Genomic DNA, 25,094 nt, shown 5'->3' with positions numbered 1-25,094 from the left:
AATTATTTTTGCTGTTTTTTTATTTCTTCAAGTTCATTAATATAAATGTTAATTTGATCTAGCATTATTATATAATTATCTTTTAATGCTTTATTTGCGTTTTGTAATTTTTGAACTTCATTTTGATTATTTACAAGCATACTCAACAAATCATCGAGTTTATGTTCTACTTCTTCCATTAATTTCTTTAGACTGCTTACATAACTTGCTTCTAAAGGTAATTTGTACGTCGATCCTGTACTCGCATCCTCATGTACGTCTATGTACGCTGCGGTGCCGCGTTCCGTGTCTCCTTCAAATGCCTCTTTATTAGCTTCATTCTGTAAGCAGTCTAATATTTCATTATCCATTTTCGTTTAAGCGTTAATTATGAATGGATGACTTACAATAATAATTGATAACATTATAATAGATATAAGTACTAATTGTTTTTTACGTTTATAATTTATCACCGTAGCTCTTTTATTATTTAATAATTTTTCGGTTTCGTTCTGTTTAGTAGCTTCTATCTGCTCTGCATTTCTATCTTTTACATTAAGATAATCCAAGTATAATTTTAAGTAACCTCTTACGTATACTTCTCCCGGTAAAACATCAAAATCACCCTCTTCTAAAGCTACTAAATATTTTTTTCTAATTTTTAAATCACTAGATACCTGATTTAAAGTTTTACCTGAATCTAACCTAATTTGCTTAAGCATTGACAACATAATTTACTCAAGTTTCTGTAAGAATATTTCAAATTTCTTGTTTGCTAAAATAATTATATTTAAGTCTATAGTTTCTTGAGCTTTAATTTCTTTAATAAAATCAAGCAAATTTCTAACTAAGTTATTATTATTATCAATCCATAAATCTAAATCAATAGTTGTTTTAGATTTATTAATTATTTTTATTAATAATCTACGTTGTTTGTCATATAAATCATCTTTTAGCGATTGAATACCTAAGCGACGCCAAAATGAATCGTTCAATTGCCTATCACAAGCTTTACGTAACCAATCAAAACTAAACATATCACTTATAACAAAATAAACTTTTGCTATCTCTTTATTATTCCCTGAAGTCTGTTTTGTTACATATATAATGTCAAATACTGAAATTAAATTGTCAAATGTAGCGATAGTAGCAGCCAATGATTCCTCTACCCCGCTAGTGGTATAATAATTTAATTTTTCTTCAAATCTTATTTTAGTTTCTCCGACTAATAAAGTATCTACCGTTTTTCTTAACTTTTGTGCAGGAACTCTAAACTCTTCTATAGTTTCACTAATATTAATAGGATGTTTTAAATTTTTAATAAACCACGAAATACCTCGACGCATTAATTTCGTTATTTCGGTAAACATGTCGATTTTTACATTGTAATCAATATTAGTAGGTAGCTTACTTATCGTTTCCCATATATCATCAAGATCAAAAATTTCACAAATAATGGTATATGACCTTATTATATCACAAAGAGGAGCCCCAATCTCACGCTTTACAATACTAATAAGCGGTCCTCCAAGCTGATTCATTATTTTATTTATAGTAACGGTTTTAATAATCTCATGTTTAAGTGGATGAGACAAAATTTCATTACGAAACTTTTTTTGCATCATTTCAGGAAAATAATCTATAAGACATGCATCAAAATATTTATCATGGGAAAAAGTAGAATTAATTAACTCATGATAAGCAGATCTCTTACTATATGATAGCAATATGCAAAGCTCAGGACGAGTTAATACTTCACCGCTCATAGCTCTGCTATTCAATTCTTCTGCACTAGGCAAGAATTCATTTTCCCGCTCTAATACTTTTTCTTCTTCTAAAATATCTATAAATTGACTAAGTATATTAACAGTTAAAGTAGGAGATAGTTGCATAATTGTTATTGCTTCGGTTTGCTTATAATTATCAAGTAATACTAACTCTTCAACTTGCTTTGTCATATCGTTTAGAAGTTTATTACGTTCTTCTAAAGTAATTTTTCCTGAGGTTATCGCACTACTTAAAGCAATCTTGATATTTACCTCATGATCGGAGCAATCAACACCTGCTGAATTATCAATAAAGTCAGCATTTATGCACCCGCCTTTTTTAGCATATTCAACTCTACCTCTCTGTGATACCCCAACATTACCGCCTTCTGCTATAACTTTTGCTCTAATTTCTTCACCGTTACATCTAAGGTTATCATTTGCTTTATCACCGATTTCTAAATTATTTTCCGTTTTAGCTTTGATATAAGTGCCTATTCCGCCATTCCACAATAAATCAACATCTGCTTTTAAAATAGCTTTAATTAATTCTTCCGGTGATAATTCATTATCATTTATATCAAGTAATTTTTTAATTTCCGGCGATAATTTTATTAATTTACTACTGCGTTCAAATACTTTGCCTCCTTTAGAAATAAGCTTAGAATCATAATCAGACCAATTAGACCCCTTTAAATTAAATAAACGCAAACGCTCATTAAAACTTGATAAAGGATCAGGAGTAGGATCAATAAATATATGTTTATGATTAAAGGCAGCAACTAACTTAATAGTCTCTGATCTGAGCATACCGTTACCGAACACATCTCCCGACATATCTCCTATACCTACGACAGTAATAGGGTCTTTTTGGACATCTAACCCTAAAGTTTTAAAGTGATTAGTTACGGAAATCCAAACTCCTTTGGAAGTAATAGCCATTTTTTTATGATCGTAACCTGCAGAACCACCGGAAGCAAAAGCATCATCAAGCCAATAATTATATTCTCTTGCCACACTATTAGCATAATCCGAAAATGAGGCTGTACCTTTATCGGCAGCAACCACTAAATAAGGATCTTCTTTATCATAAATAATAACGTCTTTTGGATGTACTACTTTACCGTCAATGATATTATCAGTTATGTCTAATAAACCTCTAAGGAAATTCTTATAGCACTCTACCACTTTTTCCATATATTCATCACGAGTAAGCCCTTCCTCAGTAAAATGAACATAAAATCCGCCTTTAGAACCGACAGGGACAATAACAGAATTCTTAGTCATTTGTGCTTTCATAAGCCCAAGGACCTCAAGCCTATAATCTTCTGCTCTATCCGACCATCTAAGCCCTCCGCGTGATACGGGACCGCCTCTTAAATGAACAGCTTCAAAATTTCTAGAATAAACAAATGCTTCGGCAAACGGAACAGGTTTAGGTAAATCCGGTACTTTTGAAGAATCAAACTTAAATGAAAAAATATGTTTATGTGGTTGATAGTAATTTGTTCTAGTAATAGCATTAACTATACCAAACATATTACGTAGTACTTTATCTTCACTACTCATCTCAACGGTTACTAAGTAATTATTTAGTTTATCTTTAATTACGTCACAATTATTATCCGAATGTTTAGGATTAAATTTTATATCAAATAGATTTACCAACATTTTTGTATATTCGGGATGTTTAAGTAACGTTAACTGTACATAGCCTTTACCGTAACTAAATCCCGTTTGATGTAAATATCTTGTTAAAGCTTTGACGAGTTTAACTTGCTTCCAATTAAAACCGGCAAGCACTATTAATTTACTTAAAGAATCATTAGCAAGCATCCCAAGTGCCATTTTGTCTAAAGCTTCTTCAACATTTATTTTTAATTCGGTAATATTATCCTTTACAGGTACAATAGAAGTTAAGATAAAATTATATATCCAGCTTTCTTTGATTTCGAGAGCCTCCTTAATTGCAAAAGTTTGTTCATCAATTGCTTTAAAACCTAAATTTTCTATTGGCGGCAATATGTTAGAAAGTGCAAGTTTTACTTTTGGACTATATATTTTTAAGTAAAATTCCGTTTCATTTACAGAAACTAGATTAAACATACATTTTTGTGACTTACTTGCTTCCGTTAGATATTCAATATCTACTAAAGCTATTTCCGGAGAAAATTTTTGCCGATAATCTGCCGAAAAAACATTATCAAAAAGCTTTAAATTAATACCTGCTTGATATTCGCCGAATTTTTTAGAAAACTTAAAATAAAAATCTTCACTCCAACATGTAGAGATACGATCTAAATCGTGCTGTATTATTTCTGCTTCAAAATTTATTTTATGTTCCCCTTGTGCTTCAAGCGTTACAAAAAGATAAGAAAAATTACCGGCTACTTCAGTGATATAGTTGGATAAAATTTTACTACCGAATTTTTCTGCTAAATAACAATCTATCATATTATGGATTTCAGCCGTTAAACGTTCTCGTGGCAGAAAAATTATGATATTAAGAAAAGAACTAGACCAATCATATTGAATAAATAATTTAAGCTTCTTACTCATCATACTTGAGAGCATATGTAAACACATACAATATAAATCGCCTTGATCAATTTGTATTAAAGCTTCTCTCGGTAACAACTCCATTAAAATTCTTAACTTATCAGCATTATAACCAGATAATGCAAAACCAGCTTTCTCAATTACAAAATTAAATTTTTGTCGTAGGATTGGAATATTACTTATTGAATGGTAATACATATTTGAATTATATATACCGAAAATTATACTTCCCGCAATATATTCACCCGAAGAGTCAAAATTTTTCACTAAGATATAGTCGATTAAATTATCTGAATGGATAAGCGACGCACTATTTATTTTACCGAGTATTATTAATTGATTTTGATATAAAGGATTAGCAGAACATTTTATAATATCATCAATCTCGTCTTTTACTTCTTGCCATATTTTTGCTGCTCCTATTTCATTGCTTAATTTTAAAGATTTTACTTCAAAATCAAGAGTCCCTAATAAAACCAAATTATCGTTTTGTAACCAATTTAAGAATTCTTTAGCCTCTTTAAAATTTAATTTATAATTATCAATTATATTTTTAGATAAATCTTGTAATTTTGTGCGTAATTGCGGTAAATAGCTATAGCTTTGCTCTAACTTTTCTAATCTTTCATTTATAGCCTCGGTTAAAAATGTAGTAGTTTTATCGTCAAAATTTCCTAAAATGGTTAAATGTAGTATTGATTCTGATTTTTCATCCGACACAGAATTTGCTAATATTTTTTCTAATTCTCCTTTACTATTTCGGACACAGTTTATTACCGGATGGAGTAAAAACTTAGTTTGCAAATTCATGTTTTTAAGCAGACATATGATAAAATCAACAATATGCGGCTTATTATCAAGTAATATTAAGACATTTATTGCCGGATCATTTTCGATAACTGCCTTTGTTATTGCTATTTTTCTTGCTCTTGCTATCCTTTGCTTAAAAAACTTAAAGGCTTCATCTGCAAAATTTTGGAATAATTTTGCTCTATTCTCAAAATCATAATCTATCGGAATATAATTTAAAAACTTTTGAACAAAATCTATATATATGGAACTTGACTCACGTTCCTTGCTAAGTTCTAGAATTTTAGTTTTATAATTCGGGATTTGACAATTTAAACAGCTAAAGTTTAAAGAGGTTGTTTTTGGGGTCATGATTTTCTTAATTAATAATAATATGATTATTTCTGTTGTTATTATATTATATAAAATAACTTAAGCAAGAGGCATAGAAAATAAGTGGAAACGATATTTGCACAAAGCTCTGCATTCGGTAAAGCAGGCGTAGCAGTTTTTAGGATTTCTGGTCCTAAAAGTTTAGAAGTTTTACAACTACTTACCGGTAGAAAGGACTTTAAATCAAGATTAATGTATTATCAACAAATTACAGTCCCTGAAACTAAGGAGCTAATCGATAATGTTATGGTTGTTTATTTTAAGTCACCTGGTAGCTTTACCGGGGAAGACGTAGTCGAAATTCACACGCATGGCAGTAAAGCTATATCTATAATGCTGACAAATACATTATTAAATATAGCTGGTATTCGTTTGGCAGAAGCAGGAGAGTTTACCAAAAGAGCTTTTTTAAATAACAAATTTGATTTAACAGCAGCAGAGGGGATAGCCGATTTAATTAATGCCGAAACTATAATGCAGCATAAGCAAGCAATTAGACAAGCAAGCGGCAAACTTGAAGCATTATATAATAATTGGCGTAGTCAGCTTTTAAAAATGATCTCTCTGCTTGAAGCTTATATAGATTTCCCGGATGAAGATATACCTGATACCGTCCTTAATGAAGTTACTAATACTCATACAATTCTTGTACATACAATATCGGAATATCTTAATGATAACAGAAAAGGAGAATTACTACGAAGTGGTCTTAAGCTTGCAATTATCGGTCCGCCAAACGTTGGTAAGTCTAGCTTACTAAACTTCTTAATGCAGAGAGATATAGCGATTGTCTCAAATATTGCAGGAACTACTAGAGATATAATTGAGGGACATTTAGACATTGGCGGCTATCCTATTATTTTACAGGATACAGCAGGTATAAGAGAAGAAAGTAGTGACATTATCGAGCAGGAAGGTATAAAACGAGCTATAAATTCAGCTAAAACAGCAGATATTAAAATTATAATGTTTGATGCCGAAAAATTAGACTCCTCTATAAATGAAAATATTATTAATTTAATTGATGAAAATACTATCACAATAATTAATAAAATCGATTTAATCGAAGCTAGTAAAATCTTTTCTATTGAAAATAAATATAAATGCTTAAGAGTTTCAGTAAAAAATAATATTGCTCTTTCAAGTATATTAAAAAATATTGAAAATATTGCCGAAAATATGGCAGGATTTACTGAAACTCCTTATATAACAAATCAGCGTCATCGTAACTATTTACAACAAGCTCTCTCACATTTAACGGCTTTTAGCTTAGATAATGATTTAGTTCTAGCAACTGAAGATATTAGAATGACGGCACGCTGCATCGGTGCAATTACAGGTGTTATCAACGTAGAAGAAATACTAGGCGAGATCTTTAAAAATTTCTGCATAGGTAAGTAATATTGTATAGCTCGTTCTATGTCATCCCCGCAAGGTATTATTGCATGGACACCAAATCATCATTGCGCGCGACTGTAAGGAGCGTGGCAACCTCATGAAACAGTAGATTTCTTGCATAACCTCCTTCTAAAGATAATTTGTACTTCAATCCGGTACTCACATCCGTTTCCTGTAAATTCCTCTTTATAAGATAGGTTATGCAAGAAGTCTAGTACAAAATGATTGCCAAGTCGAGGCTTTGTCTCTCCTCACAATGACGAAAAAACGAAACATTACAGCATAACAATCATCTTTCTCAAATCTTTCCATATATTAATTTATTTTAACTTTATCTTGACAAAAACATTAACATACTTTAGAAACCACGTTTTATTAATTAAAGGAGTAACATTATGGCATCTATATTAAATATAAATTTTAACTGCGTTATGCCTATATTTAGCAATGAAATAGTAAGCCGTTTACCGGGTAATGTAAGCCACATCATTCATAAATTAAGCAGTACTATATTTTCATCAGTATATAGTACTGTTGAAGGAGCTTTTAAAAAAGGTTATATAGTGGATAATACACAGTGTAATTGGAAAAACATTGAACAATCTTTCAATGAGTCCCCAAATGATTTTTCAATACTATACCAAGAGTGCAACAATGGTTTAAATATTCCAATAAATAATATTTTTATCGATGCTGAAAATAATCCTCATATACTTTTACAACAAGTCGTAACACCTCATCAAAACGATACGGCTAGTATTCTTAGTCAACTTTATAAAGTAATAAATGATTATATATTCTCTCAAGGCAATATTACCGAAACTAGCGGAGCTGATTTCTTAGGTTTAAATGAATGCACTAAAGAAGAAGCTATGAGTGCTTTACAAAACTATAACGCTTATAAAAAAACTTTAATCCCTCGTGAATCGTTTATAAATACTCTTGAAAATACTCTAAATCACTTAGGTCTCTCTTTAGATAATGTCTCTCCTACAGAAATAGGTAAAAATATTTTAGATCAACTCGGTAAAGCTTACACTGACCCTACTACTACAGAAAGACCTAACGATGATACAAATGACGGTGGATATAGCAGCGGTGCTTATATAGCTGGAATAGCATTAGGAACATTAGCTGTAGGTACGATCTTAGGGTATTGTATTAAATATGGATGGGATTGGTATAAGGGAAGAAATATACAAAATGAAAATTTAGCTTTAATAATGAAGAATAAAGAATTAGTATTTGTAGAACAACTATATGAAAATTTTAAGAAGAATGCAGTTATATTCGATGAAGTTATAAAAATAAATAATTTACATGATATTATAAAACTAGCAAAATCTATTAAGGAATATGAATTCTCAATACTACCACTAACTAATTTAAATAATGAAATTGTAAAATTAAATTCCCCATCCGCTATAGCAATAAACTTAGATTCTGCAAGCGGAATATTGCATGAAATATGTAAGAGTCTTGGCGGTGATGATAGTTTTCAGACTATCAGCAACTTTGCACGCTTAATAACAATTATACGAACAACAAATCCCAAGTCTGAAGAATATAAAGAAAGCATTATAGAAATATTTGAGATATTTAATCCTTGTTACACAGATATTAACTATCAAAATTGTGAAATGCCGTTATTAGCCGATGTATCATCACCATATAACTCCTTAGGTATAGAAGCATAGAACGTTGTTAGTACCATAACAAACCATCATTGACTTTTTGAAAGTTATATATAAAATGATGCTTAGATTAGCAAAGTGTTATTTCGAGGTGTCGAAACCTCTGCCAAAAGTGAGAACATTTCTTACAAAACTGATGCAATCCTCGACTTCACAGTCGGGGTTATAATAGTTATGTCCAAGATTTAAAGCTTAGAACCTAAAGGCTATTATGGCTATCGTTGATGGTTTTCTTACTCCCCCGACCACTAAGAGTTTATTTCTCTTCGGTGGTTGAAACTTAAGCAGTATAAGTTTAATTAATCGGGAACAAATATGTCTGACCACAATACTAAAACCATCTCAAGACTCATCATAGAATTTATTTTAAATGAACATAAAAAAAATCTAAGAGCCAAGATAGCAGATTTACTAAAAAGACCTATAACAAAAAGCAATATCGAAAGAATAGAACAACGCTTAACAGAATTAGAAAAAATATTTAGTAATGATTTATAGCCTTGAAAATATCATCATCTCATTTTATTAACTACCTACTATAAAAATAAGCACTACGATCATTATTAACCATTCATGGTAAATAGTGCAAAAATAGCAAAAGACGGTAAGGTGTCTATACCAGTTTCATCATATTAATGTAGAGAGGTAGATACTTTAAAAGGAGGAAGAACATACATAATCACACCCGCCAATATTAGCATGATTATTCCTAGAATAATACCTACTATATTAAATGCATTTATAAAAGTAATATTAACATCCTTAATTAATGCGTAAGCAAATGAAGGTGGTAGTTGTTGAGCAATAATTATTCCTTCACCGATTGAGTCATGAGCTATTTCTGCAATTGATACAGAAACACCGTGAGGCATTACTAGATTGTTACTATATATATAAAGACGTAATACTCACAATAACAGCTATACCTAATACATTACCTAATTCATATGCTGTTTCTTGTAATGCTGCTGCACCTCCAGACCTCTCTGCCGGTACTGCATTCATCATAACTGTTACGGTGTAGAGAGGCATAGACTACTTCCTATACCAAGCAATCCAAGATATATAACATAATATTCGATAATAAATCTCTATAGTCTAATATACTAGGTAAAATCAATGATATAGTAGTAAAGATAAACCCACTAAACATTATTACACGTGCGATAAATCGTGTGAGTAAATATGACATAACTAAAGATGCAATTAAAGCAAAAACTGCTGCAGGCAACATATAAAGACCTGCATACAAAGGACTTAACCCTTTGATAAACTGTAACCATAAGGACATAAGATACATTATGGATCCTAAGACACACGTAATCAGCAAATAAACTATTACTCCTATACTAAAATTGCTAATTAAGAATAAACGCATATCCACTAACGGATCATCACTTTTAAGTTGGCATAACGTAAGGTAACTATTATTAGTAACACAATGCCAATTAATAGCATTCCGCCGGATGCTAGATTCATAATACCGTATTTAGCCAACATCTCAATGTCTTGAACTAAAGCTGCCATCCCAAAAAACGATTGAAATACTCCTATCCAATCCCATGGGTTCATTACTAGGATTAGATGATTTAGGAATCCAAACTATACCAAAAGCAATAATTACTAATGCAATAGGTGCATTTATTAAAAAATGCCAATTGCTAACTTAAAAGCTCAACCAATACTCCTCTCCTAGTACTGGTCCTATAGCTGCTCCTACGGTTGCCATTATTCCCCACACGGATATTGCAATCATACGTTCATGTGTATTATAAAGTGGAAGGCATCATCTCTGATCCTCCTAACCCAAGTAAAGCACGACATAATACTAATCCCCATGAGCTATCACATAAACTAACATTGAAGCGATGGAAAAAACTAAAAGCCCCCAAAGTAATAATCTTTTACGACCAAATCTATCTCCTAATGCACCTGCGGTAATGAGAAGACCTGATAATACTAATGCATATGCATTGATTATCCATAATTGTTGTAAATTAGATGGTTTTAAATCAAGGATTAAGGAATAACAGCATACAAGACTGTAGCATCCATCGATATCAAAAGTAAGCAAATGCTTAAAATAATTAAAATATGCCATCTAAATTTATAAGATATAGATGATGAATTATCTTTAGCGATATATTCAGTTTGCGGAAATTGTGGTACCATATGTGATAAGTTATTTAATAAGGGTTTTACTAAATCTATCTTTTTCGAGCACTATGGGACTGTTAACAAGTAATTTAATTAGCTTTAAAATTTCTTTTGTTAATAGTCCTAGGTTAATTCAGTTGGTAACATAGTAAGCAAGTCCAAATCAATTAACCATAACACAAGTAAATTTAACATCTAAACATCACCTAGTATGGAAGTCAAGATTTAATCTTACAAGCACAATAACATAAATAAAATTTGATTTTTCTTTCTCAAGCTTATATTTTAATTGGTAAGTTTATAATATGGAAATTTATGTCAAATACAGATAAGGAAAGAGCTATTGCCGCAGCACTCGCACAAATTGAAAAAAGCTACGGTAAAGGTTCGGTAATGAAACTAGGGCAGCGTCCGCATGTTGATATAGAGGCCGTATCAACCGGCTCACTTGGGCTAGATATAGCTCTTGGAATCGGCGGTGTTCCCAAAGGTAGAATCATCGAAATTTTTGGTCCTGAAAGCTCAGGTAAAACCACTCTAACATTGCATTTAATTGCAGAAGCTCAAAAAAAGGGTGGTACATGTGCTTTTATTGATGCCGAGCATGCATTAGACCCTGCTTATGCTAAAAAATTAGGCGTAAATATTGATGAGCTTATTATTTCACAGCCCGATACAGGTGAACAAGCCCTAGAAATTGCCGATACATTAATTCGCTCCAGCGGTATTGATATGATAATAATAGATAGTGTTGCGGCTTTAGTACCGAAATCAGAGATTGAGGGCGAAATGGGTGATGCTCAAATGGCTTCTCAAGCAAGGTTAATGAGCCAGGCTTTGCGTAAACTTACTGCATCAATTAATCGCACCAATTGTATTGCTGTTTTCATCAATCAAATCAGAATGAAAATAGGTGTGATGTTCGGTAGTCCTGAAACCACGACAGGCGGTAATGCCTTAAAATTCTATGCTTCTGTTAGGATCGATATAAGAAGAATCGGCTCCATTAAAGATAAAGAAGAAGTAATAGGCAGCCAAACCAAAGTAAAAGTAGTCAAAAACAAAGTATCTCCTCCATTTAAAACTGCAGATTTTGATATAATGTACGGTTCAGGTATTTCAAAAGAAGGCGAGATAATCGACCTTGGAGTTAAGCTTGATATTGTTGAGAAATCCGGCTCTTGGTTTTCCTACAAGAACGTACGCATAGGTCAAGGACGTGAAAACGTCAAACAATATTTAAAAGAACATCCACAAATTTCCAACGAAATTGAGAAAATAATACGTGAAAAATCGTCAAAAATTACTAATATAAATCTTGATCAAACGGAGGAAGAAAATGATTGATTTAACAGGTAAAACTTCCTTAATTACGGGAGCTTCAGGAGGCATAGGCGGAGCTATAGCGAGGTTACTGCACAAACTCGGAAGCCATGTAATTATTAGCGGTAGTAATGAGGAAAAATTAAAATCCCTTGGAAAGGTTGTAAAAGATAATTATACGATAGAAGTATGTAATCTTGCCGATAAGGAAGAATGTAGCAATTTAATATCTAAAGCATCAAAGTTAGATATTTTAGTATGTAATGCCGGTATTACTAGCGATACGCTAGCAATTAGAATGAAAGATGAAGATTTTGACAAAGTTATTGATATTAATTTAAAAGCAAATTTTATTTTAAATCGTGAAGCAATAAAAAAAATGATACAAAACAGGTATGGACGTATTATTAACATATCTTCAATAGTAGGAATTTCAGGTAACCCCGGACAGGCTAATTATTGTGCTTCTAAAGCAGGTTTAATAGGTATGACCAAATCGCTCTCTTACGAAGTTGCAACCAGAGGCATTACGGTTAACACAGTAGCTCCAGGATTTATTAAATCAGATATGACCGATAAACTAAATGAAAAACAAAGAGAAGCTATAATACAAAAAATTCCGCTAGGCACTTACGGTATGCCGGAAGACGTGGCAAACGCAGTTGCATTTTTAGCAAGCGATCAGGCATCATATATTACCGGTCAAACTATACATGTAAACGGTGGTATGTTAATGGTATAAAAATTAATAAGATTATTTTGTGCTAGCATAAAATAATTTTTTGTGCTAGAAGTTCCTTTAAAGATAAAATGCAATGAATATTTTAAATAACTATTCATACAGTTAAAATAAAGTCTAATAGCTGAATAACCACTATTATACGGCATATAAAATTAAATGATTTATGGAGTTCAAAATTATGAGTACAACGGATAAGATCGAACAGAAAGTTATTGAAATGGTTGCTGAAAAGCTAAATAAAGATAAATCGATAATAACTACGGATTCAAGATTTATAGAAGATTTGAAAGCTGATAGCCTTGATACCGTAGAGTTAATGATGGCAATAGAAGTTGAATACGGTATTGATATTCCTGATGATGAAGCCACTAAAATTAAAACCGTATCCGATGTTATAAAATATATCAAAGAACGCCAATCTTAATCTGCATAAAAAATCCCTAATAGATAATAAAAATGTCGAATCAAAGAGTAAATAAAAGAGTAGTTATTACCGGACTTGGACTTGTTACTCCTGTTGGGCTTAATGTTAGCTCATCTTGGAAAAATATTGTAGATGGAGTAAGCGGTATAAAAACTATTACAGAATTTGACACTTCTAAACTTGCGTGTAAAATTGCCGGACTTATAGATAACTCTGAGAAAGATGGATTTAAACTTGAAAATTTCACACAAGCAGATGACATTAATAGACTAAGTAAAATGGATAAATTTATCCATTACGGAGTAGCAGCCGCAACCGAAGCAGTTGAAGATAGCGGCTGGTTACCCGACGATGAAAAATCTCGTGATAGAACCGGCTTGATATTAGGTTCAGGAATCGGTGGGCTTAAAATGATCGCAGATACCTCTATCAAACTTTATCAAGAAAATAACGGCAAAGTTAGTCCTTTCTTTATCCCCGCTTCATTAATTAATCTTTTATCCGGTCTTGTTTCTATAAAATACGGTTTTAGCGGTCCAAACCAAACGGCAGTAACAGCTTGCTCTACAGGGGCACATGCTATAGGCGATGCTATGCGTATGATAAAACACGGCTATACCGATGTTATGATCGCAGGCGGTGCGGAAGCTCCAGTTACACCTGTCGGAGTTGCAGGTTTCGTTGCTGCTAGAGCATTATGTACTAAATATAACGATAATCCTAAAAAAGCCTCAAGACCTTGGGATAAAGACCGCAACGGCTTTGTTATGGGTGAAGGAGCAGGCGTTGTAGTCTTAGAAGAATATGAGCATGCCTTAAATCGAGGGGCTAAAGTTTACGGTGAAGTTATAGGATACGGCTCTACAGGTGACGCCTATCATATGACAGCTCCACATCCTGAAGGTAGAGGAGCTTATAGAGCGATGAGAGACGCAATGCTAGATGCAACTATCACGCCCGATATGATTGATTATATTAATGCACACGGTACTTCTACTACACTTGGTGATGGAATAGAATTAGCAGCCGTACAAAAATTATTTTTAGAAGCGAATCCCAAAGTTTTAATGTCTTCTACTAAATCATCAATAGGACATTTGCTTGGTGCGGCAGGAAGTGTTGAGTTTATCTTTTCAGCTCTTGCAATTAGAGACCAGATTGCACCGCCAACCTTAAACTTAGATACCCCTATGGATGAGGTGAATATAGATTTAGTTGCACTTAAAGCTAAGAAAACTAAGATAGATTACGTGCTTTCTAACTCGTTCGGATTCGGTGGTACTAATGCTAGTTTAGTGATTAAGAATATACTCGTTTAATTTAAAAAATTGGCACAAAGTCCTATAAGCACCGTACTCACGTATTAAGTATACGTTCCGCTCCTCGTCTTATGGACTCCTTGTGCTTTTCCAAATTAAACTTCGTTTACCAACCTTTAACTTAATGTCATTCCTGCTTTCACAGGAATGACATTAAAACTAGCCAATAATCAACTATGACCCCAATTTATTACATTAAAGACGGTAACTTAAGTTTTGCGGATACAGTAATTTTATCTGATTTAGAGCTTTATTTGTACACAGGCGATAAGATTTGTCTTATAGGACGTAACGGCTGCGGGAAATCAAGCTTAATGAAAGTCATATCAGGTGATTATGAGTTAGATAATGGTGCATTATTTCAAGATCCTTTAGTTACAACCGGTTATTTAAGACAAGATATTTCTATAAAAACTCATCTAACTGTTTATGATTTTGTTTTACAACAAACAGATAGTACAAAAGAAATAGATAAATACCAAATCGATATAATTCTAGAAAAATTACAAATCAACGGAACAGATAATTTATCCACCTATTCAGGCGGTCAACTGAGAAGAGCAAGCCTTGCTAAAGCTTTAATATTAGAGCCGGAAATATTATTACTTGATGAACCGACTAACCATCTAGATATTGCAACAATCGAATGGTTAGAAGAATTTGTTAAATCTTATAACGGTGCTATTATTTGCGTTAGTCATGATAGAACATTCCTCTCAAATGTTACTAATAAAATTTGGTGGCTTGATAGAGGAATTTTACGTAAATCCGATAAAGGATTTAAATTTTTTGATGAATGGCAAACAATTATCATAGACCAAGAAGAAGCCGCTCTTCGGAAATTAAATAAAAAATTATCTCAAGAAAATGAATGGTTAAATGCCGGTGTTACTGCTAGACGTAAACGAAATCAAAAGAGACTTGCGGATTTGAAAGCTTTAAGAGCAATAACACAAGAACAAACTGCAAAACTAGCTAGTTCAACACAAAGAGTTAGGGCAGAACTTGCCGAAAATATAGCTAAAAGTAAAGTCATTATTGAAGCAGATAATATTACTTTTAGTTATAAAAATACTAAAATTATCAATAATTTTAGCTTTCGTGTAAAAAACGGCGAGAAAATTGGTATAATCGGTGCAAATGGCTCAGGCAAATCTACCTTTATCAAACTACTAACAAAACAGCTTACCCCTGAAAGCGGCAAAATTATATATGGCGGTAATTTAGATATTTCATATTTTGATCAACATAGAGAAAAACTAGAGTCTAATCATACATTACAACAAACTTTATGTCCTACAGGCAGTGATCAAGTATTTTTGCCACACGGTAAAACCATGCATGTTGCCGGTTATTTAAAACAATGCATGTTTAATCCTAAACTACTTAATGCAAAAACCGCTATTTTATCAGGCGGTGAAGCTAATAGATTATTACTTGCAAAAATTCTAATTAACCCTGGCAATCTGTTAATTTTAGATGAACCGACTAATGACCTCGATATGGATAGTCTGGAAATTTTACTAGATATACTTACAGATTATTCAGGTACTTTAATAGTCGTGAGCCATGATCGTGACTTTTTAGATAGGTTAGTTACTAGAACTTTAGTTTTCGCTCAAGGTAAAATTCATGATTTAACAGGAGGTTATGAAGATTATAAGCAGTATTTTACTACCTCTCCTATAGCCAAAAAAGCTTCAAAACCACTACCACTAACTTCTCAAAAAGAACCTCTAAATAAAAAGCTATCTTATAAATATCAGCGTTTGCTTGAAACATTACCCAACTATATTGAAAAGCTAGAAATATCCATCAAACACTTAGAAAAAGAACTTGAAGACGTTAATCTATATTTAGATAATCCTCAAAAATATAACCGCATTACTAGCCAATTAATTAATGATAAAAAGAAACTAGACGAGTTATTAAATCAATGGCTAGAAATACAAGATTAATTTTTATTAAAATTTTCTTGACTTAATTATTAACTTTTGTTAACATTTTTTGGCGTTAATATTAAAGATGATGAGCATGTCTGATATAACAGCTACATTAAAATATAAATTCGATAATTTAAAAGAGCATCTTAACAATTCTTATTCTCGCTCTCAAATAGAAATAATTCTAGGAGAATTGAGTAGTTTACAAAGCGAAGCAGTTTCATATGGCTTGAATTTTGACATATCCAATCTAAAAGAGACTGCTGAAACTAAGCTCAAGCACTATGAAGTAGAACAATCTATTAAGAAAGCTAGGGTTCAAGAAGAAGAATTTCTAAAATCACAAAGAGCAATAAAACTTACCGAAGAAGAAAAAGAAATCGCACAAAGAATTGCTGCACTTAATAATTTGCATAATAAATTTATAAAAAATATTACTAAAGATACTAAAAGAATTGAAGAAAGTAATAAGCGTTTAGATAAGATAATAAATAAACTAGAAAAGGAAAACATTATTGATCATGAAGAGTTAAATCGTGAAATATTAACTCATGAAGAAATATTTAAACTAAATCAAGCGTATAAAGTATTACATAAAAACCATAAAAAAATAACTGAAGAACACAAACAAGCACATACAGAATTAAATGAATTAAATAAAACAATAACGAATTTATCACAACAATTACAAGAAAAAGGCTTAGCACCAAAAAAAGTTAAAGAATTAAAAGAAGAATTAGAATTTCACCAAGAAATGTTAAAAATACATAAGGCACATGTAGAGAAGATTGAAAATAGTAAAAAAATATTAGATCAAGAAATTATTAAACATGAAAAAGCATACAACATAAATAAAGATAAAATAAAGAAATTAGGAAGTGATATTAAAGAGCGTTATAAAAAAGAACCAGAAAAATATTTAGATGCATATGAAAAATATTTAGTTCTAAAACATCAGCATAAAGCAATTAAGACAGACGGCGTTGTAAAAGATATAGAGCATCATAATAAAGTACTAAATAAAATTAACGTGGATAAAACTAAATCTTTAGCTAATAAAATCAAAGAACAAACACAAGTAAAAGATCCTAATACTAGGAGTTTATCTCCTGCTCGTACTCCTAATATTAAAATTACAAATAATAAAACGAGAGGAATTTAACTAAAGTAGTAATTATTATGTCTAAATTTACAAAATTAACTCCTGAACAAAGAAAAGCAGTTTTAGAAGCTGCAAAAGTACAATTTGAAGAACAACAGCAAAAACATAACGCAGTATTTAAAGAAGCTATGCAAGCGAGTAGTCAAATCCACCAATATAATCAAGATTTAGGTAATTGTGTGGATAATGCTTCCAAAGATATCAAACTTGCCGGTAAAGCTTCTAAAGGCGTATGTGAAATAATATAACATTCTAAAAGCTGTAACTATATAGTTGCAGCTTTTGTATCATTTTGAATTAAGCTCAAAAGACCTATTGCCTGTATTTTTTCCGACAATTTAAAGCTAATCTCACCTGGAAATATTACATTAATTTGATCAAGTTTTAAATCTTCTAAAGATATTTGCATTGATTTTGTAATGCTCAGTGTATTTGTATATTTAATTTCAAACCCCAAGCGTTTTCCATTTTTAAAAATTAAAAGATCTATTTCCGCTCCATTATGAGATGACCAAAAATAACATTCTTCGGGTTCGACTTTATAATATCTAACAATTTGTTCTAAGGCAAATCCTTCCCATGATGCACCTATTTTAGGATGAGTGCTTAAAGCTTCATAATTATTTAAGCCTAATAAAGCGTGATATATTCCACTATCTCTAAAAAAGATTTTTGGAGTCTTAACTTGTCTTTTTTTTTTAGGTTTTCATACCAAGGCTGCAAAATACGGATCATAAAAGTTCCCTCTAAAATATCTAAATAATGCTTTGCGGTATGATATGAGATAGAGAAAGAATTTCCAAATTCTGAAGCATTCAATATATTAGCGTGATAATGGCAAAGCATTAACCAAAACCTACGTAACTGCATAGACGGAATTGTAAAACCTAAATTTGGTATATCTCTTTCTAAAAATGTTTTAATGTAATTCTGACGCCATAAAGCACTTAACTCTTCATCATCTGCAAGATATGATAAAGGAAATCCGCCGCGTATCCATAATTGCTGAGTACCTGACACTTCAGATAAGGTAAACGGTGTCATTTCAATATAACCTATTCTACCTGCTAGTGTTTCAGAACCTTGTTTAATTAAGTCTCTTGATGCACTGCCTAGTACTAAATTTAATATCAGTTGTATCAACAAGAACTCTTAAAATAGGGAATAGATTCGGTTTATACTGAATTTCATCAATAATAACAAATCTTTTTAGATCAGACAAAGCAAGCATCGGCTCATTTAATCTTGCTAAATCTAAAGGATTTTCAAGATCAAAAATATTGATTTTAGGAATATTATAAGCTTCTACGAATTGTTTAGAAAGTGTAGTTTTTCCGCACACTGCCTTGGTCCTAACAAGGCACAAACTTTATGAGTTTTAAAATGTTTTATTATTGATGAAAGGAATTGTTTTCTAAGCATTTAAATTAGTACTCTGAAAATTAGAAACATAACGTCTAATTCTCAGTATAGAAAGAAAAAACGACAAAGTCAAAACGCTTTGTCTCGTGCTGCAACTATAATCGCATGTATTTTTTTAAGCGTCCTGTCAAAGTCATCGTTAGTAACTACATAATCATACTCATTAGCATGTGATATTTCGTTTTGTGCCAACTGCATACGTAATTTTATTTCTTCTTCATTATCGGTTGCTCTATTTCTTAAGCGTTGTTCCAATACTTCAATATTAGGAGGCAATACAAATATAGTAACAACATTAGTAGCATTTTTCTTAATACTCCTTGCTCCTTGCCAATCAATATCAAACAAAACATCCAAGCCTTGATTTAATAACATTTCGACATATTCTTTAGGCGTACCGTAATAATTATCGTATATTTTAGCATATTCAAGGAATTTATTCTGCTTAACTAATTCTTCAAACTCTAGACCGGTCTTAAAGTAATAGTTTATGCCCTCTACTTCTCCTAAACGTGGTTTTCTTGTAGTTGCCGAAATAGATAAACGCAAATTATTATCTATTTTCAATAATGCTTTAGCTAAACTCGACTTACCTGTACCTGAAGGGGAAGATAAAATTATAATCAGTCCTTTAGAGTTCCTCGAAAGTTCTACTTCTAGAGGTAATTTAGACGTCGCTGCGGTGCTACGTTCCATGTCTCCTTTAAATTCCTCTCTATAAGCGCATTTCTGAAGAACTCTTTTATTTTTTGTTGTCATATTTTATGTTTTATTTCGTAGGTACAGCATATTTTAGAAAGATTTAGACAAGATGCATTTAAATGCAAGCCTGCGAAAGCAGTAGGTAAACTACGTGAGTGAGTACAGGCGAGTCATGCAAAATTCGCTTGTATCAAGCTTTATGAATTATTCTGTACTTTTCTTTTTATTACCTCATCCATAGTACAATTAAAATATTTTGCTATTTTTAAAATAGTATCTATTTCAGGGTTGAATTCACGATTAGCTTCCGCTCTCATAATTCTGCTAACAGTAGTATAAGGGATATTAGTGACTTCGGCAAGATATTTACGATCTATCTTTTCTTGTTTTAATTTTTCTTCTAAAAATTCTTTTACTTTAGTAGCAAGTGCCATATTAATAACCTCTGAATAAATAAAGGATAGATATATACAAAGTCAAGTATTACCAGCCTTGTTACATGGATTGAAAAGCCTACTCAATGTCATTCCCGCGTAAACAAAAATCTAGTAAAACCATATAAAAACAAGTTTTTATATGGTTATTTTATCAAATATATAACTTCTGTAGCAATATTGCAGTTATTTTGCTGAATTCCCACCTACACGGGAAAGCTTTGTTGCTAGTATTTTTCATTGTTGTTTGGCCCCCGTGGCCAAGCCATGGGGTGACACACAGGGGATTGTACCGATCCATGCAACAATGCCTACACGGTAATGACATAGAGTAACAAAAACAGAAATTACTCCTTAGGCAATAATACTTGTACAAATTCCGTTTTAGATAGATCAGCTGCTACGTTTACCATAACATCATGTTCTGTCACTTTAGACACATAGCCCACTAAAATACCTGCAGGATAAATATTACCGTGTCCAGAGGTTACTATCTCCTCATCTTTCTGTACTAAATGATTGTTAGGCAAGTATAAAATTTTACTATTATTATTATTACCTGCTAAAATACCTTGTTCTCTTGAAGAATTAGCTTTAATAGGTATTCTAGACTTAACATCGCTAATTAACATTACTTTCGCATAATTATTACTCACTTCTATTACTTTTCCTACTAATTTTCCTGAATTAACAACGATTTGATCAGGTTCAATGCCTTGCTTTTTACCTGCAGAAATCAAAGCAGTTCTAGAAAAGGGATTAAAGGAAACACTCAGTAATTTAGTAGTAATATATTCAAATTCTTCTTCCTCAGCAATCGTTAACAAATCTTTTAATGCAATGTTTTCGGCTCTTACCAATTCTACTTCACTTTGTAAATGTTGTAATCTTGCTATCTCAAGTTTAAGTTCTATATTTTTTCGTTCTAAATCTTGAAAATAAACAAATTTTTGTGTTATTGAATTTATATATTCAAATATATCTTCATACACTGCTAAACCGATTGATACTATACTACCGGTTACTTCAAGTGATATACTAGATATTTTTTTAGGTGTAGCAAAAAATAAATATACAGACAATCCAAGCCCAAATATAACAAAAAAACGCTTAAGAGTATTTGATATTATTCTTATTAATTCTAATGAATTTGAAGAATTTTTTACTCTATTTGCAAGTATTGCCATTTTTAATCCTGTTTAAATAGTACATGTTTTAGCTTTGTAAAATCTTCAAGTACTTTTCCTGTTCCAAGTGCCACACAAGAGAGGGCATCATCTGCAACTATTACTGGCAATTCAGTGGCTTCACTAAGAACAAAATCAAGATTTCGTAATAATGAGCCGCCGCCTGTTAAAACAATTCCCTTATCAACTATATCTGAAGATAATTCAGGAGGTGTTGCTTCTAGTGCTACTTTTACCGCTTCAACAATTTGACTTACCGGTTCAATTAGACTATCAGCAATTTGTCTTGCGTTCAATATCATTTCTTTAGGAATACCGTAAATTAAATCACGTCCTTTAATTTCCATCTTTCTCGGCTCAACATTTTCATCTACATAAGCCGTACCTATTTCTTGCTTTATCTTTTCGGCAGTAGCCTCACCTATCAATAGGTTATAGTGCCTTCTTATATATGAGATAATAGCTTCATCCATCTTATCACCGCCGACTCTTACCGACCTTGCATATACTATGCCCCCTAGTGACAAAACTGCAACTTCGGTAGTGCCTCCTCCAATATCAACAATCATCGAACCAGTTGCTTCCATTACGGGTAGCCCTGCCCCGATCGCTGCCGCCATAGGTTCTTCAATTAAATAGACATCCCTACCCCCTGCACTTTCTGCTGCTTCTTGGATAGCACGACGCTCAACCGGCGTAGAACCGGAAGGCACACAAATAACAATTGTCGGCCCAAAAAAAGAGCGACGATTATGTACCATTCTAATAAAATACTTTATCATTTCCTCTGCACCCTTAAAATCGGCAATAACACCATCTTTTAAAGGTCTTTTTGCTTCAATATCCGTAGGAGTACGCCCAAGCATCATTTTTGCTTCATAACCATAAGCATAAGGCACAAAAGCACCGTCTTTTTTTATTAACGCAATAACAGAAGGTTCCCTTAGAACAATTCCACAATTTTTTTGATAGACAATAGTATTTGCCGTACCAAGATCTATGGCCATACCGGAAGAAAACCCTTCCAAAAATTTCATTATCATTTTATTTTTTCTCTCTAAATTCTAAAAACACTTCTATAGAACTGTTAACAAAATAAACAGTCCCATAGTAAATAGAAATTTAATATAGACGAAGTTTAATTTGGAAAAGAGCGAGAAGCCTCAGAATTTTTGACCGCAGCGTAGAATACTACGTGAGGATCAACAATGAGAAGCGACGATGCCAATTTTTCAAATTAAACTTCGTCTATATTAAATTTCTTTATAATGTAACATAATAAAGTTACTAATAAAAAATATTAGCATACTAGGTAATAAAATAGCAGCAATTAAAGACAAATTATTATAAGTAAGTATTTTTAATAATATTTCTGATAACGAATATGCTATAAAACCTGAAAATAAACCTAATAGCAGTATTTTTTCTTGGGAATTATCACGCTGTTTAAGACTAATAAAACAACTTGCTAAAATTACGGTTGCCATCATCATTATAGGCTTAAATAATTGCTTGTAATAATAAATTTGATAATTAATAGCCGGTAAACCTGAATTTAATAATTCATTAATTAATTTAGGTAAAGCCCAAATAGAAACCATTTCAGGACGAATAAATTTATTTACTAAACTATTAATTGATAAATTTGTCTGCATAGTTAAATTATTGTAAGCCTTAGTTTCCTCTTTTGTGAAAACCTTAACTCTATTTAAATGTAACATTTTATTTTCAATAATACCGTATAATGCATCAATTCTCTTTAAAAAAGAATTATTATGATCAACAAATAAAATTGTAATATTATTTAATTTTTTCTCGGCAACATTAATAAATTGTGTTTGGATAATTTGAGTTTCATCATTTAAAGATTCAAAAAATAATAAGCCTGATTTAGATATTATACCCTCACTCAAGGCTTTTTTAGTTAGTTTTGCTTCTAATAACTCATATTTTTGTAAGCCTATAGTACCGATAGGATTCAATATAGTCGTAAAAACTATACCTAACATTAAAGTTACAATACATGGAATAACAAGCACTTGCCAAATATGAATACCGCTAGATAACATAGCCGTTAATTCATTATTTTTTGTTAGATTTCTAAGAAAAAATAACATAGCGGTAAAACTAATTAATGAAGATACTTGACCTAGTAAATAAGGAATCTTATATAAGATAAGTCTCCAAAAAAAACTAAAAGGAACATAAATATTTTTGAATTTTTGTAAAAGATCAAAAACATTTGAGATACTTAATAGCCCGATTAAAAGAAATAATATAATAAAGAAACACTTAGAATATAATTTAGTAAGGTACCAAGAAAGTGTTTTTAGATTAATCATTATAAATTCAGTGCTACTGCGAATTTAAATAAGAATTTGTGTGGTGGGGCTGGTAGGACTTGAACCTACGACTACACCGTTATGAGCGGCGTGCTCTAACCAACTGAGCTACAACCCCTTTTCATTTGAAATTTATATAATTATTATGCAGTTAAGTCTAGTAAAATTTTTATATTTTTGAGGTATCGCCTAAAAAACAGGGCAATATGGTTCAGTGTTTTCGTCATTGTGAGGAATTACAAAGTAATTGACGAAGCAATCTCAGGCGTTTGTTGTTATTTCATGAGATTGCCACGCAGCCTATGGCCTGCAATGACGGTTTGGTATCCACGCATCAACGCTTTCGTAATAATAACATCAAGTTATAAATAAAAAAAGGCCGAGTAGTAAACTCGACCTTTTAGGATACTATAATTAGTAAATAATTTTAGTGGTGTACAACTGTTACAGCTCTACGATTATAGGCAAAAGCTTCTTCAGTATTACCCATCATAGCAGGTCTATCTTTACCATAAGAGATTGTATTTAATCTGTTATGATCGATTCCTTTATGAACTAAGAATTTTTTCGCTGCTGCTGCTCTTCTTTCACCTAAACCTAAGTTATATTCTTTGGTACCTCTTTCATCGCAATGTCCTTCAACAGTAACTTTTACTTCAGGATGCTTTGATAACCAGCAAGCTTGTCTCTCTAGTTCTTCTTTAGCCTTTGGTGATAAAGCAGAGCTATCAAAAGCAAACCATACTGCATTTCCTGCATGCTTCTCGAAATCTTTCATTAATGAAGTTTCTTCACTTTGGTTCATATTACCGTCAAATTGCGGTGCTCTTTTTGTTGCATTACACCCTGCAAGCACACATAATGCAAGAAAAGCTAATGTAATTTTTGTTTTCATAATTAAACTCCTTGAGATTATAATTTATTAATATTGAATTCATTTTAGCTAGTCATAAAACTAACCAAAAGCTATGTGAGTTAGTATATATCATTATTTTATTAGTTTAAAGGCTAAAATATTATAAAATGCAATTACTCATGTATAAATGTGGTAAAAATATCATTTAATACAAGTATATACTTTGGATAAATAGATAGATGCAGTTTAATGGGGAAAAGAAGAATCGATTTTGAAGCTTATAACCGCAGCGTATATATAATATGTGAGAATTATAAGCAAATAAGTAGTGTTGCCAATTTTTCAAATAGACATCTTCAGAAACTCGCTTATAGAGAGGAATTTGAAGGAGACACGGCACACAGAACCGCAGCGTACATAGAGGTACGTGAGGATTCGAGTACAGGATCAACGTACAAATTACCTCTAGTAGTAGAGTTTCCGAAGATGTAATACAACGAGTA

General features: G+C 31.8%; 24 protein-coding genes, 1 tRNA gene and 1 pseudogene. 11 read left to right on the top strand and 15 right to left on the bottom strand.

All coding sequences use genetic code 11. The features are described 5' to 3' along the window. Nucleotides 1-2 precede the first annotated feature (2 nt). Genes ABVF33_RS00515 through ABVF33_RS00505 form a run of 3 tightly spaced genes read right to left on the bottom strand, consistent with a single transcriptional unit; the run spans nucleotide 3 to nucleotide 5,465 of the window. A complete protein-coding gene (locus tag ABVF33_RS00515; RefSeq protein WP_499705846.1) occupies nucleotides 3-350 on the bottom strand; it encodes a palindromic element RPE1 domain-containing protein in 348 nt (115 codons plus the stop codon). Nucleotides 351-356: 6 nt separating this feature from the next. After that, nucleotides 357-710 carry a helix-turn-helix domain-containing protein gene (locus tag ABVF33_RS00510; RefSeq protein ID WP_499705845.1) on the bottom strand — a complete coding sequence of 118 codons (354 nt, stop codon included), beginning with the start codon at nucleotides 708-710 and terminating at the stop codon, nucleotides 357-359. A gap of 3 nt (nucleotides 711-713) precedes the next feature. Continuing rightward, nucleotides 714-5,465, bottom strand: a complete 4,752-nt coding sequence (locus tag ABVF33_RS00505) for an NAD-glutamate dehydrogenase (protein WP_499705844.1) — start codon at nucleotides 5,463-5,465, stop codon at nucleotides 714-716. An 84-nt stretch (nucleotides 5,466-5,549) separates the two neighbouring features. Here ABVF33_RS00505 and mnmE point away from each other — a divergent pair, with 84 nt between their 5' ends. The 3 genes from mnmE to ABVF33_RS00490 all read left to right on the top strand — a co-directional run bounded on the left by mnmE (nucleotide 5,550) and on the right by ABVF33_RS00490 (nucleotide 9,076). Beyond that, nucleotides 5,550-6,887 (top strand): tRNA uridine-5-carboxymethylaminomethyl(34) synthesis GTPase MnmE, encoded by a 1,338-nt coding sequence (gene mnmE, locus ABVF33_RS00500; RefSeq protein WP_499705843.1) that lies wholly within the window; start codon nucleotides 5,550-5,552, stop codon nucleotides 6,885-6,887. A gap of 392 nt (nucleotides 6,888-7,279) precedes the next feature. Continuing rightward, entirely contained in the window at nucleotides 7,280-8,581 is a 1,302-nt protein-coding gene (locus tag ABVF33_RS00495; protein WP_499705842.1) for a DUF5460 family protein, read from the top strand. A gap of 312 nt (nucleotides 8,582-8,893) precedes the next feature. Next, complete coding sequence (locus ABVF33_RS00490) at nucleotides 8,894-9,076, top strand: hypothetical protein (protein ID WP_499705841.1); 183 nt, start codon at nucleotides 8,894-8,896, stop codon at nucleotides 9,074-9,076. A gap of 134 nt (nucleotides 9,077-9,210) precedes the next feature. On the opposite strand, the gene ABVF33_RS00485 is transcribed toward ABVF33_RS00490, so the two are convergent. The 4 genes from ABVF33_RS00485 to ABVF33_RS00470 all read right to left on the bottom strand — a co-directional run bounded on the left by ABVF33_RS00485 (nucleotide 9,211) and on the right by ABVF33_RS00470 (nucleotide 10,679). Further along, nucleotides 9,211-9,450: a hypothetical protein gene (locus ABVF33_RS00485; protein ID WP_499705840.1), complete on the bottom strand. Its 240-nt coding sequence runs from the start codon at nucleotides 9,448-9,450 to the stop codon at nucleotides 9,211-9,213. A gap of 13 nt (nucleotides 9,451-9,463) precedes the next feature. Continuing rightward, nucleotides 9,464-9,610, bottom strand: coding sequence for an MFS transporter (locus tag ABVF33_RS00480; protein ID WP_146709393.1), 147 nt, complete (start codon nucleotides 9,608-9,610; stop codon nucleotides 9,464-9,466). A 351-nt stretch (nucleotides 9,611-9,961) separates the two neighbouring features. Next, nucleotides 9,962-10,150 (bottom strand): hypothetical protein, encoded by a 189-nt coding sequence (locus ABVF33_RS00475; protein ID WP_041472245.1) that lies wholly within the window; start codon nucleotides 10,148-10,150, stop codon nucleotides 9,962-9,964. A 256-nt stretch (nucleotides 10,151-10,406) separates the two neighbouring features. After that, entirely contained in the window at nucleotides 10,407-10,679 is a 273-nt protein-coding gene (locus tag ABVF33_RS00470; RefSeq protein WP_499705839.1) for an MFS transporter, read from the bottom strand. Between the two features lie 371 nt (nucleotides 10,680-11,050). On the opposite strand from ABVF33_RS00470, the gene recA reads away from it, so the two are divergent. The 7 genes from recA (at nucleotide 11,051) to ABVF33_RS00435 (ending at nucleotide 17,896) form a co-directional block, all read left to right on the top strand. Continuing rightward, nucleotides 11,051-12,082 carry a recombinase RecA gene (recA, locus tag ABVF33_RS00465; protein WP_004997434.1) on the top strand — a complete coding sequence of 344 codons (1,032 nt, stop codon included), beginning with the start codon at nucleotides 11,051-11,053 and terminating at the stop codon, nucleotides 12,080-12,082. Next, on the top strand, nucleotides 12,075-12,800 hold the full coding sequence (gene fabG, locus ABVF33_RS00460) for a 3-oxoacyl-ACP reductase FabG (RefSeq protein WP_012736653.1): 726 nt from the start codon (nucleotides 12,075-12,077) through the stop codon (nucleotides 12,798-12,800). The genes recA and fabG overlap by 8 nt, the downstream gene beginning before the upstream one ends. A gap of 163 nt (nucleotides 12,801-12,963) precedes the next feature. Beyond that, the gene (acpP, locus tag ABVF33_RS00455; protein WP_008579292.1) at nucleotides 12,964-13,224 is read left to right on the top strand and encodes an acyl carrier protein; all 261 of its coding nucleotides are present in this window, start codon (nucleotides 12,964-12,966) and stop codon (nucleotides 13,222-13,224) included. A gap of 32 nt (nucleotides 13,225-13,256) precedes the next feature. Further along, nucleotides 13,257-14,543 carry a beta-ketoacyl-ACP synthase II gene (fabF, locus tag ABVF33_RS00450; RefSeq protein ID WP_499705838.1) on the top strand — a complete coding sequence of 429 codons (1,287 nt, stop codon included), beginning with the start codon at nucleotides 13,257-13,259 and terminating at the stop codon, nucleotides 14,541-14,543. 176 nt (nucleotides 14,544-14,719) lie between these two features. Beyond that, on the top strand, nucleotides 14,720-16,501 hold the full coding sequence (locus ABVF33_RS00445; RefSeq protein ID WP_499705837.1) for an ABC-F family ATP-binding cassette domain-containing protein: 1,782 nt from the start codon (nucleotides 14,720-14,722) through the stop codon (nucleotides 16,499-16,501). Nucleotides 16,502-16,577: 76 nt separating this feature from the next. Next, complete coding sequence (gene roaM / locus ABVF33_RS00440; protein WP_499705836.1) at nucleotides 16,578-17,648, top strand: actin-based motility regulator RoaM; 1,071 nt, start codon at nucleotides 16,578-16,580, stop codon at nucleotides 17,646-17,648. Between the two features lie 17 nt (nucleotides 17,649-17,665). After that, complete coding sequence (locus ABVF33_RS00435) at nucleotides 17,666-17,896, top strand: hypothetical protein (protein ID WP_499705835.1); 231 nt, start codon at nucleotides 17,666-17,668, stop codon at nucleotides 17,894-17,896. A 17-nt stretch (nucleotides 17,897-17,913) separates the two neighbouring features. Here the strand turns inward: ABVF33_RS00435 and ABVF33_RS00430 are convergent. The 8 genes and pseudogenes from ABVF33_RS00430 to pal form a co-directional block, all read right to left on the bottom strand. Further along, nucleotides 17,914-19,070, bottom strand: a pseudogene (locus ABVF33_RS00430) (ATP-binding protein). A 69-nt stretch (nucleotides 19,071-19,139) separates the two neighbouring features. Beyond that, the gene (gene gmk / locus ABVF33_RS00425) at nucleotides 19,140-19,829 is read right to left on the bottom strand and encodes a guanylate kinase (protein ID WP_499705834.1); all 690 of its coding nucleotides are present in this window, start codon (nucleotides 19,827-19,829) and stop codon (nucleotides 19,140-19,142) included. A 140-nt stretch (nucleotides 19,830-19,969) separates the two neighbouring features. After that, nucleotides 19,970-20,206: a helix-turn-helix domain-containing protein gene (locus tag ABVF33_RS00420; protein WP_004997409.1), complete on the bottom strand. Its 237-nt coding sequence runs from the start codon at nucleotides 20,204-20,206 to the stop codon at nucleotides 19,970-19,972. Nucleotides 20,207-20,553: 347 nt separating this feature from the next. After that, nucleotides 20,554-21,393: a rod shape-determining protein MreC gene (gene mreC, locus ABVF33_RS00415; protein WP_499705833.1), complete on the bottom strand. Its 840-nt coding sequence runs from the start codon at nucleotides 21,391-21,393 to the stop codon at nucleotides 20,554-20,556. A gap of 2 nt (nucleotides 21,394-21,395) precedes the next feature. Beyond that, nucleotides 21,396-22,436 carry a rod shape-determining protein gene (locus ABVF33_RS00410; RefSeq protein WP_499705832.1) on the bottom strand — a complete coding sequence of 347 codons (1,041 nt, stop codon included), beginning with the start codon at nucleotides 22,434-22,436 and terminating at the stop codon, nucleotides 21,396-21,398. A gap of 210 nt (nucleotides 22,437-22,646) precedes the next feature. Then, on the bottom strand, nucleotides 22,647-23,735 hold the full coding sequence (locus ABVF33_RS00405) for an LptF/LptG family permease (RefSeq protein ID WP_499705831.1): 1,089 nt from the start codon (nucleotides 23,733-23,735) through the stop codon (nucleotides 22,647-22,649). A 41-nt stretch (nucleotides 23,736-23,776) separates the two neighbouring features. Then, nucleotides 23,777-23,853 (bottom strand) — tRNA-Ile (locus tag ABVF33_RS00400). Between the two features lie 309 nt (nucleotides 23,854-24,162). Then, a complete protein-coding gene (gene pal, locus ABVF33_RS00395) occupies nucleotides 24,163-24,630 on the bottom strand; it encodes a peptidoglycan-associated lipoprotein Pal (RefSeq protein WP_499705830.1) in 468 nt (155 codons plus the stop codon). Nucleotides 24,631-24,840: 210 nt separating this feature from the next. Between pal and ABVF33_RS00390 the strand changes: the two genes are divergently transcribed. After that, nucleotides 24,841-25,083, top strand: a complete 243-nt coding sequence (locus ABVF33_RS00390; protein ID WP_499705829.1) for a palindromic element RPE1 domain-containing protein — start codon at nucleotides 24,841-24,843, stop codon at nucleotides 25,081-25,083. Nucleotides 25,084-25,094: the final 11 nt, after the last annotated feature.

The organism is Candidatus Rickettsia barbarica, from assembly GCF_041477405.1.
In the GTDB taxonomy this organism is placed as follows: domain Bacteria; phylum Pseudomonadota; class Alphaproteobacteria; order Rickettsiales; family Rickettsiaceae; genus Rickettsia; species Rickettsia rickettsii.
Note: the sequence above shows the minus strand (reverse complement) of the source record. Positions and strands in the feature narration are given on the sequence as shown.

Bases quoted from the DNA above. Each gene is read 5' to 3' on its own strand.
- ABVF33_RS00515 (WP_499705846.1), bottom strand. From the start codon at position 350: ATGGATAATGAAATATTAGACTGCTTACAGAATGAAGCTAATAAAGAG.
- ABVF33_RS00510 (WP_499705845.1), bottom strand. From the start codon at position 710: ATGTTGTCAATGCTTAAGCAAATTAGGTTAGATTCAGGTAAAACTTTA.
- ABVF33_RS00505 (WP_499705844.1), bottom strand. From the start codon at position 5,465: ATGACCCCAAAAACAACCTCTTTAAACTTTAGCTGTTTAAATTGTCAA.
- ABVF33_RS00495 (WP_499705842.1), top strand. From the start codon at position 7,280: ATGGCATCTATATTAAATATAAATTTTAACTGCGTTATGCCTATATTT.
- ABVF33_RS00490 (WP_499705841.1), top strand. From the start codon at position 8,894: ATGTCTGACCACAATACTAAAACCATCTCAAGACTCATCATAGAATTT.
- ABVF33_RS00485 (WP_499705840.1), bottom strand. From the start codon at position 9,450: ATGCCTCACGGTGTTTCTGTATCAATTGCAGAAATAGCTCATGACTCA.
- ABVF33_RS00480 (WP_146709393.1), bottom strand. From the start codon at position 9,610: ATGCCTCTCTACACCGTAACAGTTATGATGAATGCAGTACCGGCAGAG.
- ABVF33_RS00475 (WP_041472245.1), bottom strand. From the start codon at position 10,150: ATGAACCCATGGGATTGGATAGGAGTATTTCAATCGTTTTTTGGGATG.
- ABVF33_RS00470 (WP_499705839.1), bottom strand. From the start codon at position 10,679: ATGGCATATTTTAATTATTTTAAGCATTTGCTTACTTTTGATATCGAT.
- recA (WP_004997434.1), top strand. From the start codon at position 11,051: ATGTCAAATACAGATAAGGAAAGAGCTATTGCCGCAGCACTCGCACAA.
- fabG (WP_012736653.1), top strand. From the start codon at position 12,075: ATGATTGATTTAACAGGTAAAACTTCCTTAATTACGGGAGCTTCAGGA.
- acpP (WP_008579292.1), top strand. From the start codon at position 12,964: ATGGAGTTCAAAATTATGAGTACAACGGATAAGATCGAACAGAAAGTT.
- fabF (WP_499705838.1), top strand. From the start codon at position 13,257: ATGTCGAATCAAAGAGTAAATAAAAGAGTAGTTATTACCGGACTTGGA.
- ABVF33_RS00445 (WP_499705837.1), top strand. From the start codon at position 14,720: ATGACCCCAATTTATTACATTAAAGACGGTAACTTAAGTTTTGCGGAT.
- roaM (WP_499705836.1), top strand. From the start codon at position 16,578: ATGTCTGATATAACAGCTACATTAAAATATAAATTCGATAATTTAAAA.
- ABVF33_RS00435 (WP_499705835.1), top strand. From the start codon at position 17,666: ATGTCTAAATTTACAAAATTAACTCCTGAACAAAGAAAAGCAGTTTTA.
- gmk (WP_499705834.1), bottom strand. From the start codon at position 19,829: ATGACAACAAAAAATAAAAGAGTTCTTCAGAAATGCGCTTATAGAGAG.
- ABVF33_RS00420 (WP_004997409.1), bottom strand. From the start codon at position 20,206: ATGGCACTTGCTACTAAAGTAAAAGAATTTTTAGAAGAAAAATTAAAA.
- mreC (WP_499705833.1), bottom strand. From the start codon at position 21,393: ATGGCAATACTTGCAAATAGAGTAAAAAATTCTTCAAATTCATTAGAA.
- ABVF33_RS00410 (WP_499705832.1), bottom strand. From the start codon at position 22,436: ATGATAATGAAATTTTTGGAAGGGTTTTCTTCCGGTATGGCCATAGAT.
- ABVF33_RS00405 (WP_499705831.1), bottom strand. From the start codon at position 23,735: ATGATTAATCTAAAAACACTTTCTTGGTACCTTACTAAATTATATTCT.
- pal (WP_499705830.1), bottom strand. From the start codon at position 24,630: ATGAAAACAAAAATTACATTAGCTTTTCTTGCATTATGTGTGCTTGCA.
- ABVF33_RS00390 (WP_499705829.1), top strand. From the start codon at position 24,841: ATGGGGAAAAGAAGAATCGATTTTGAAGCTTATAACCGCAGCGTATAT.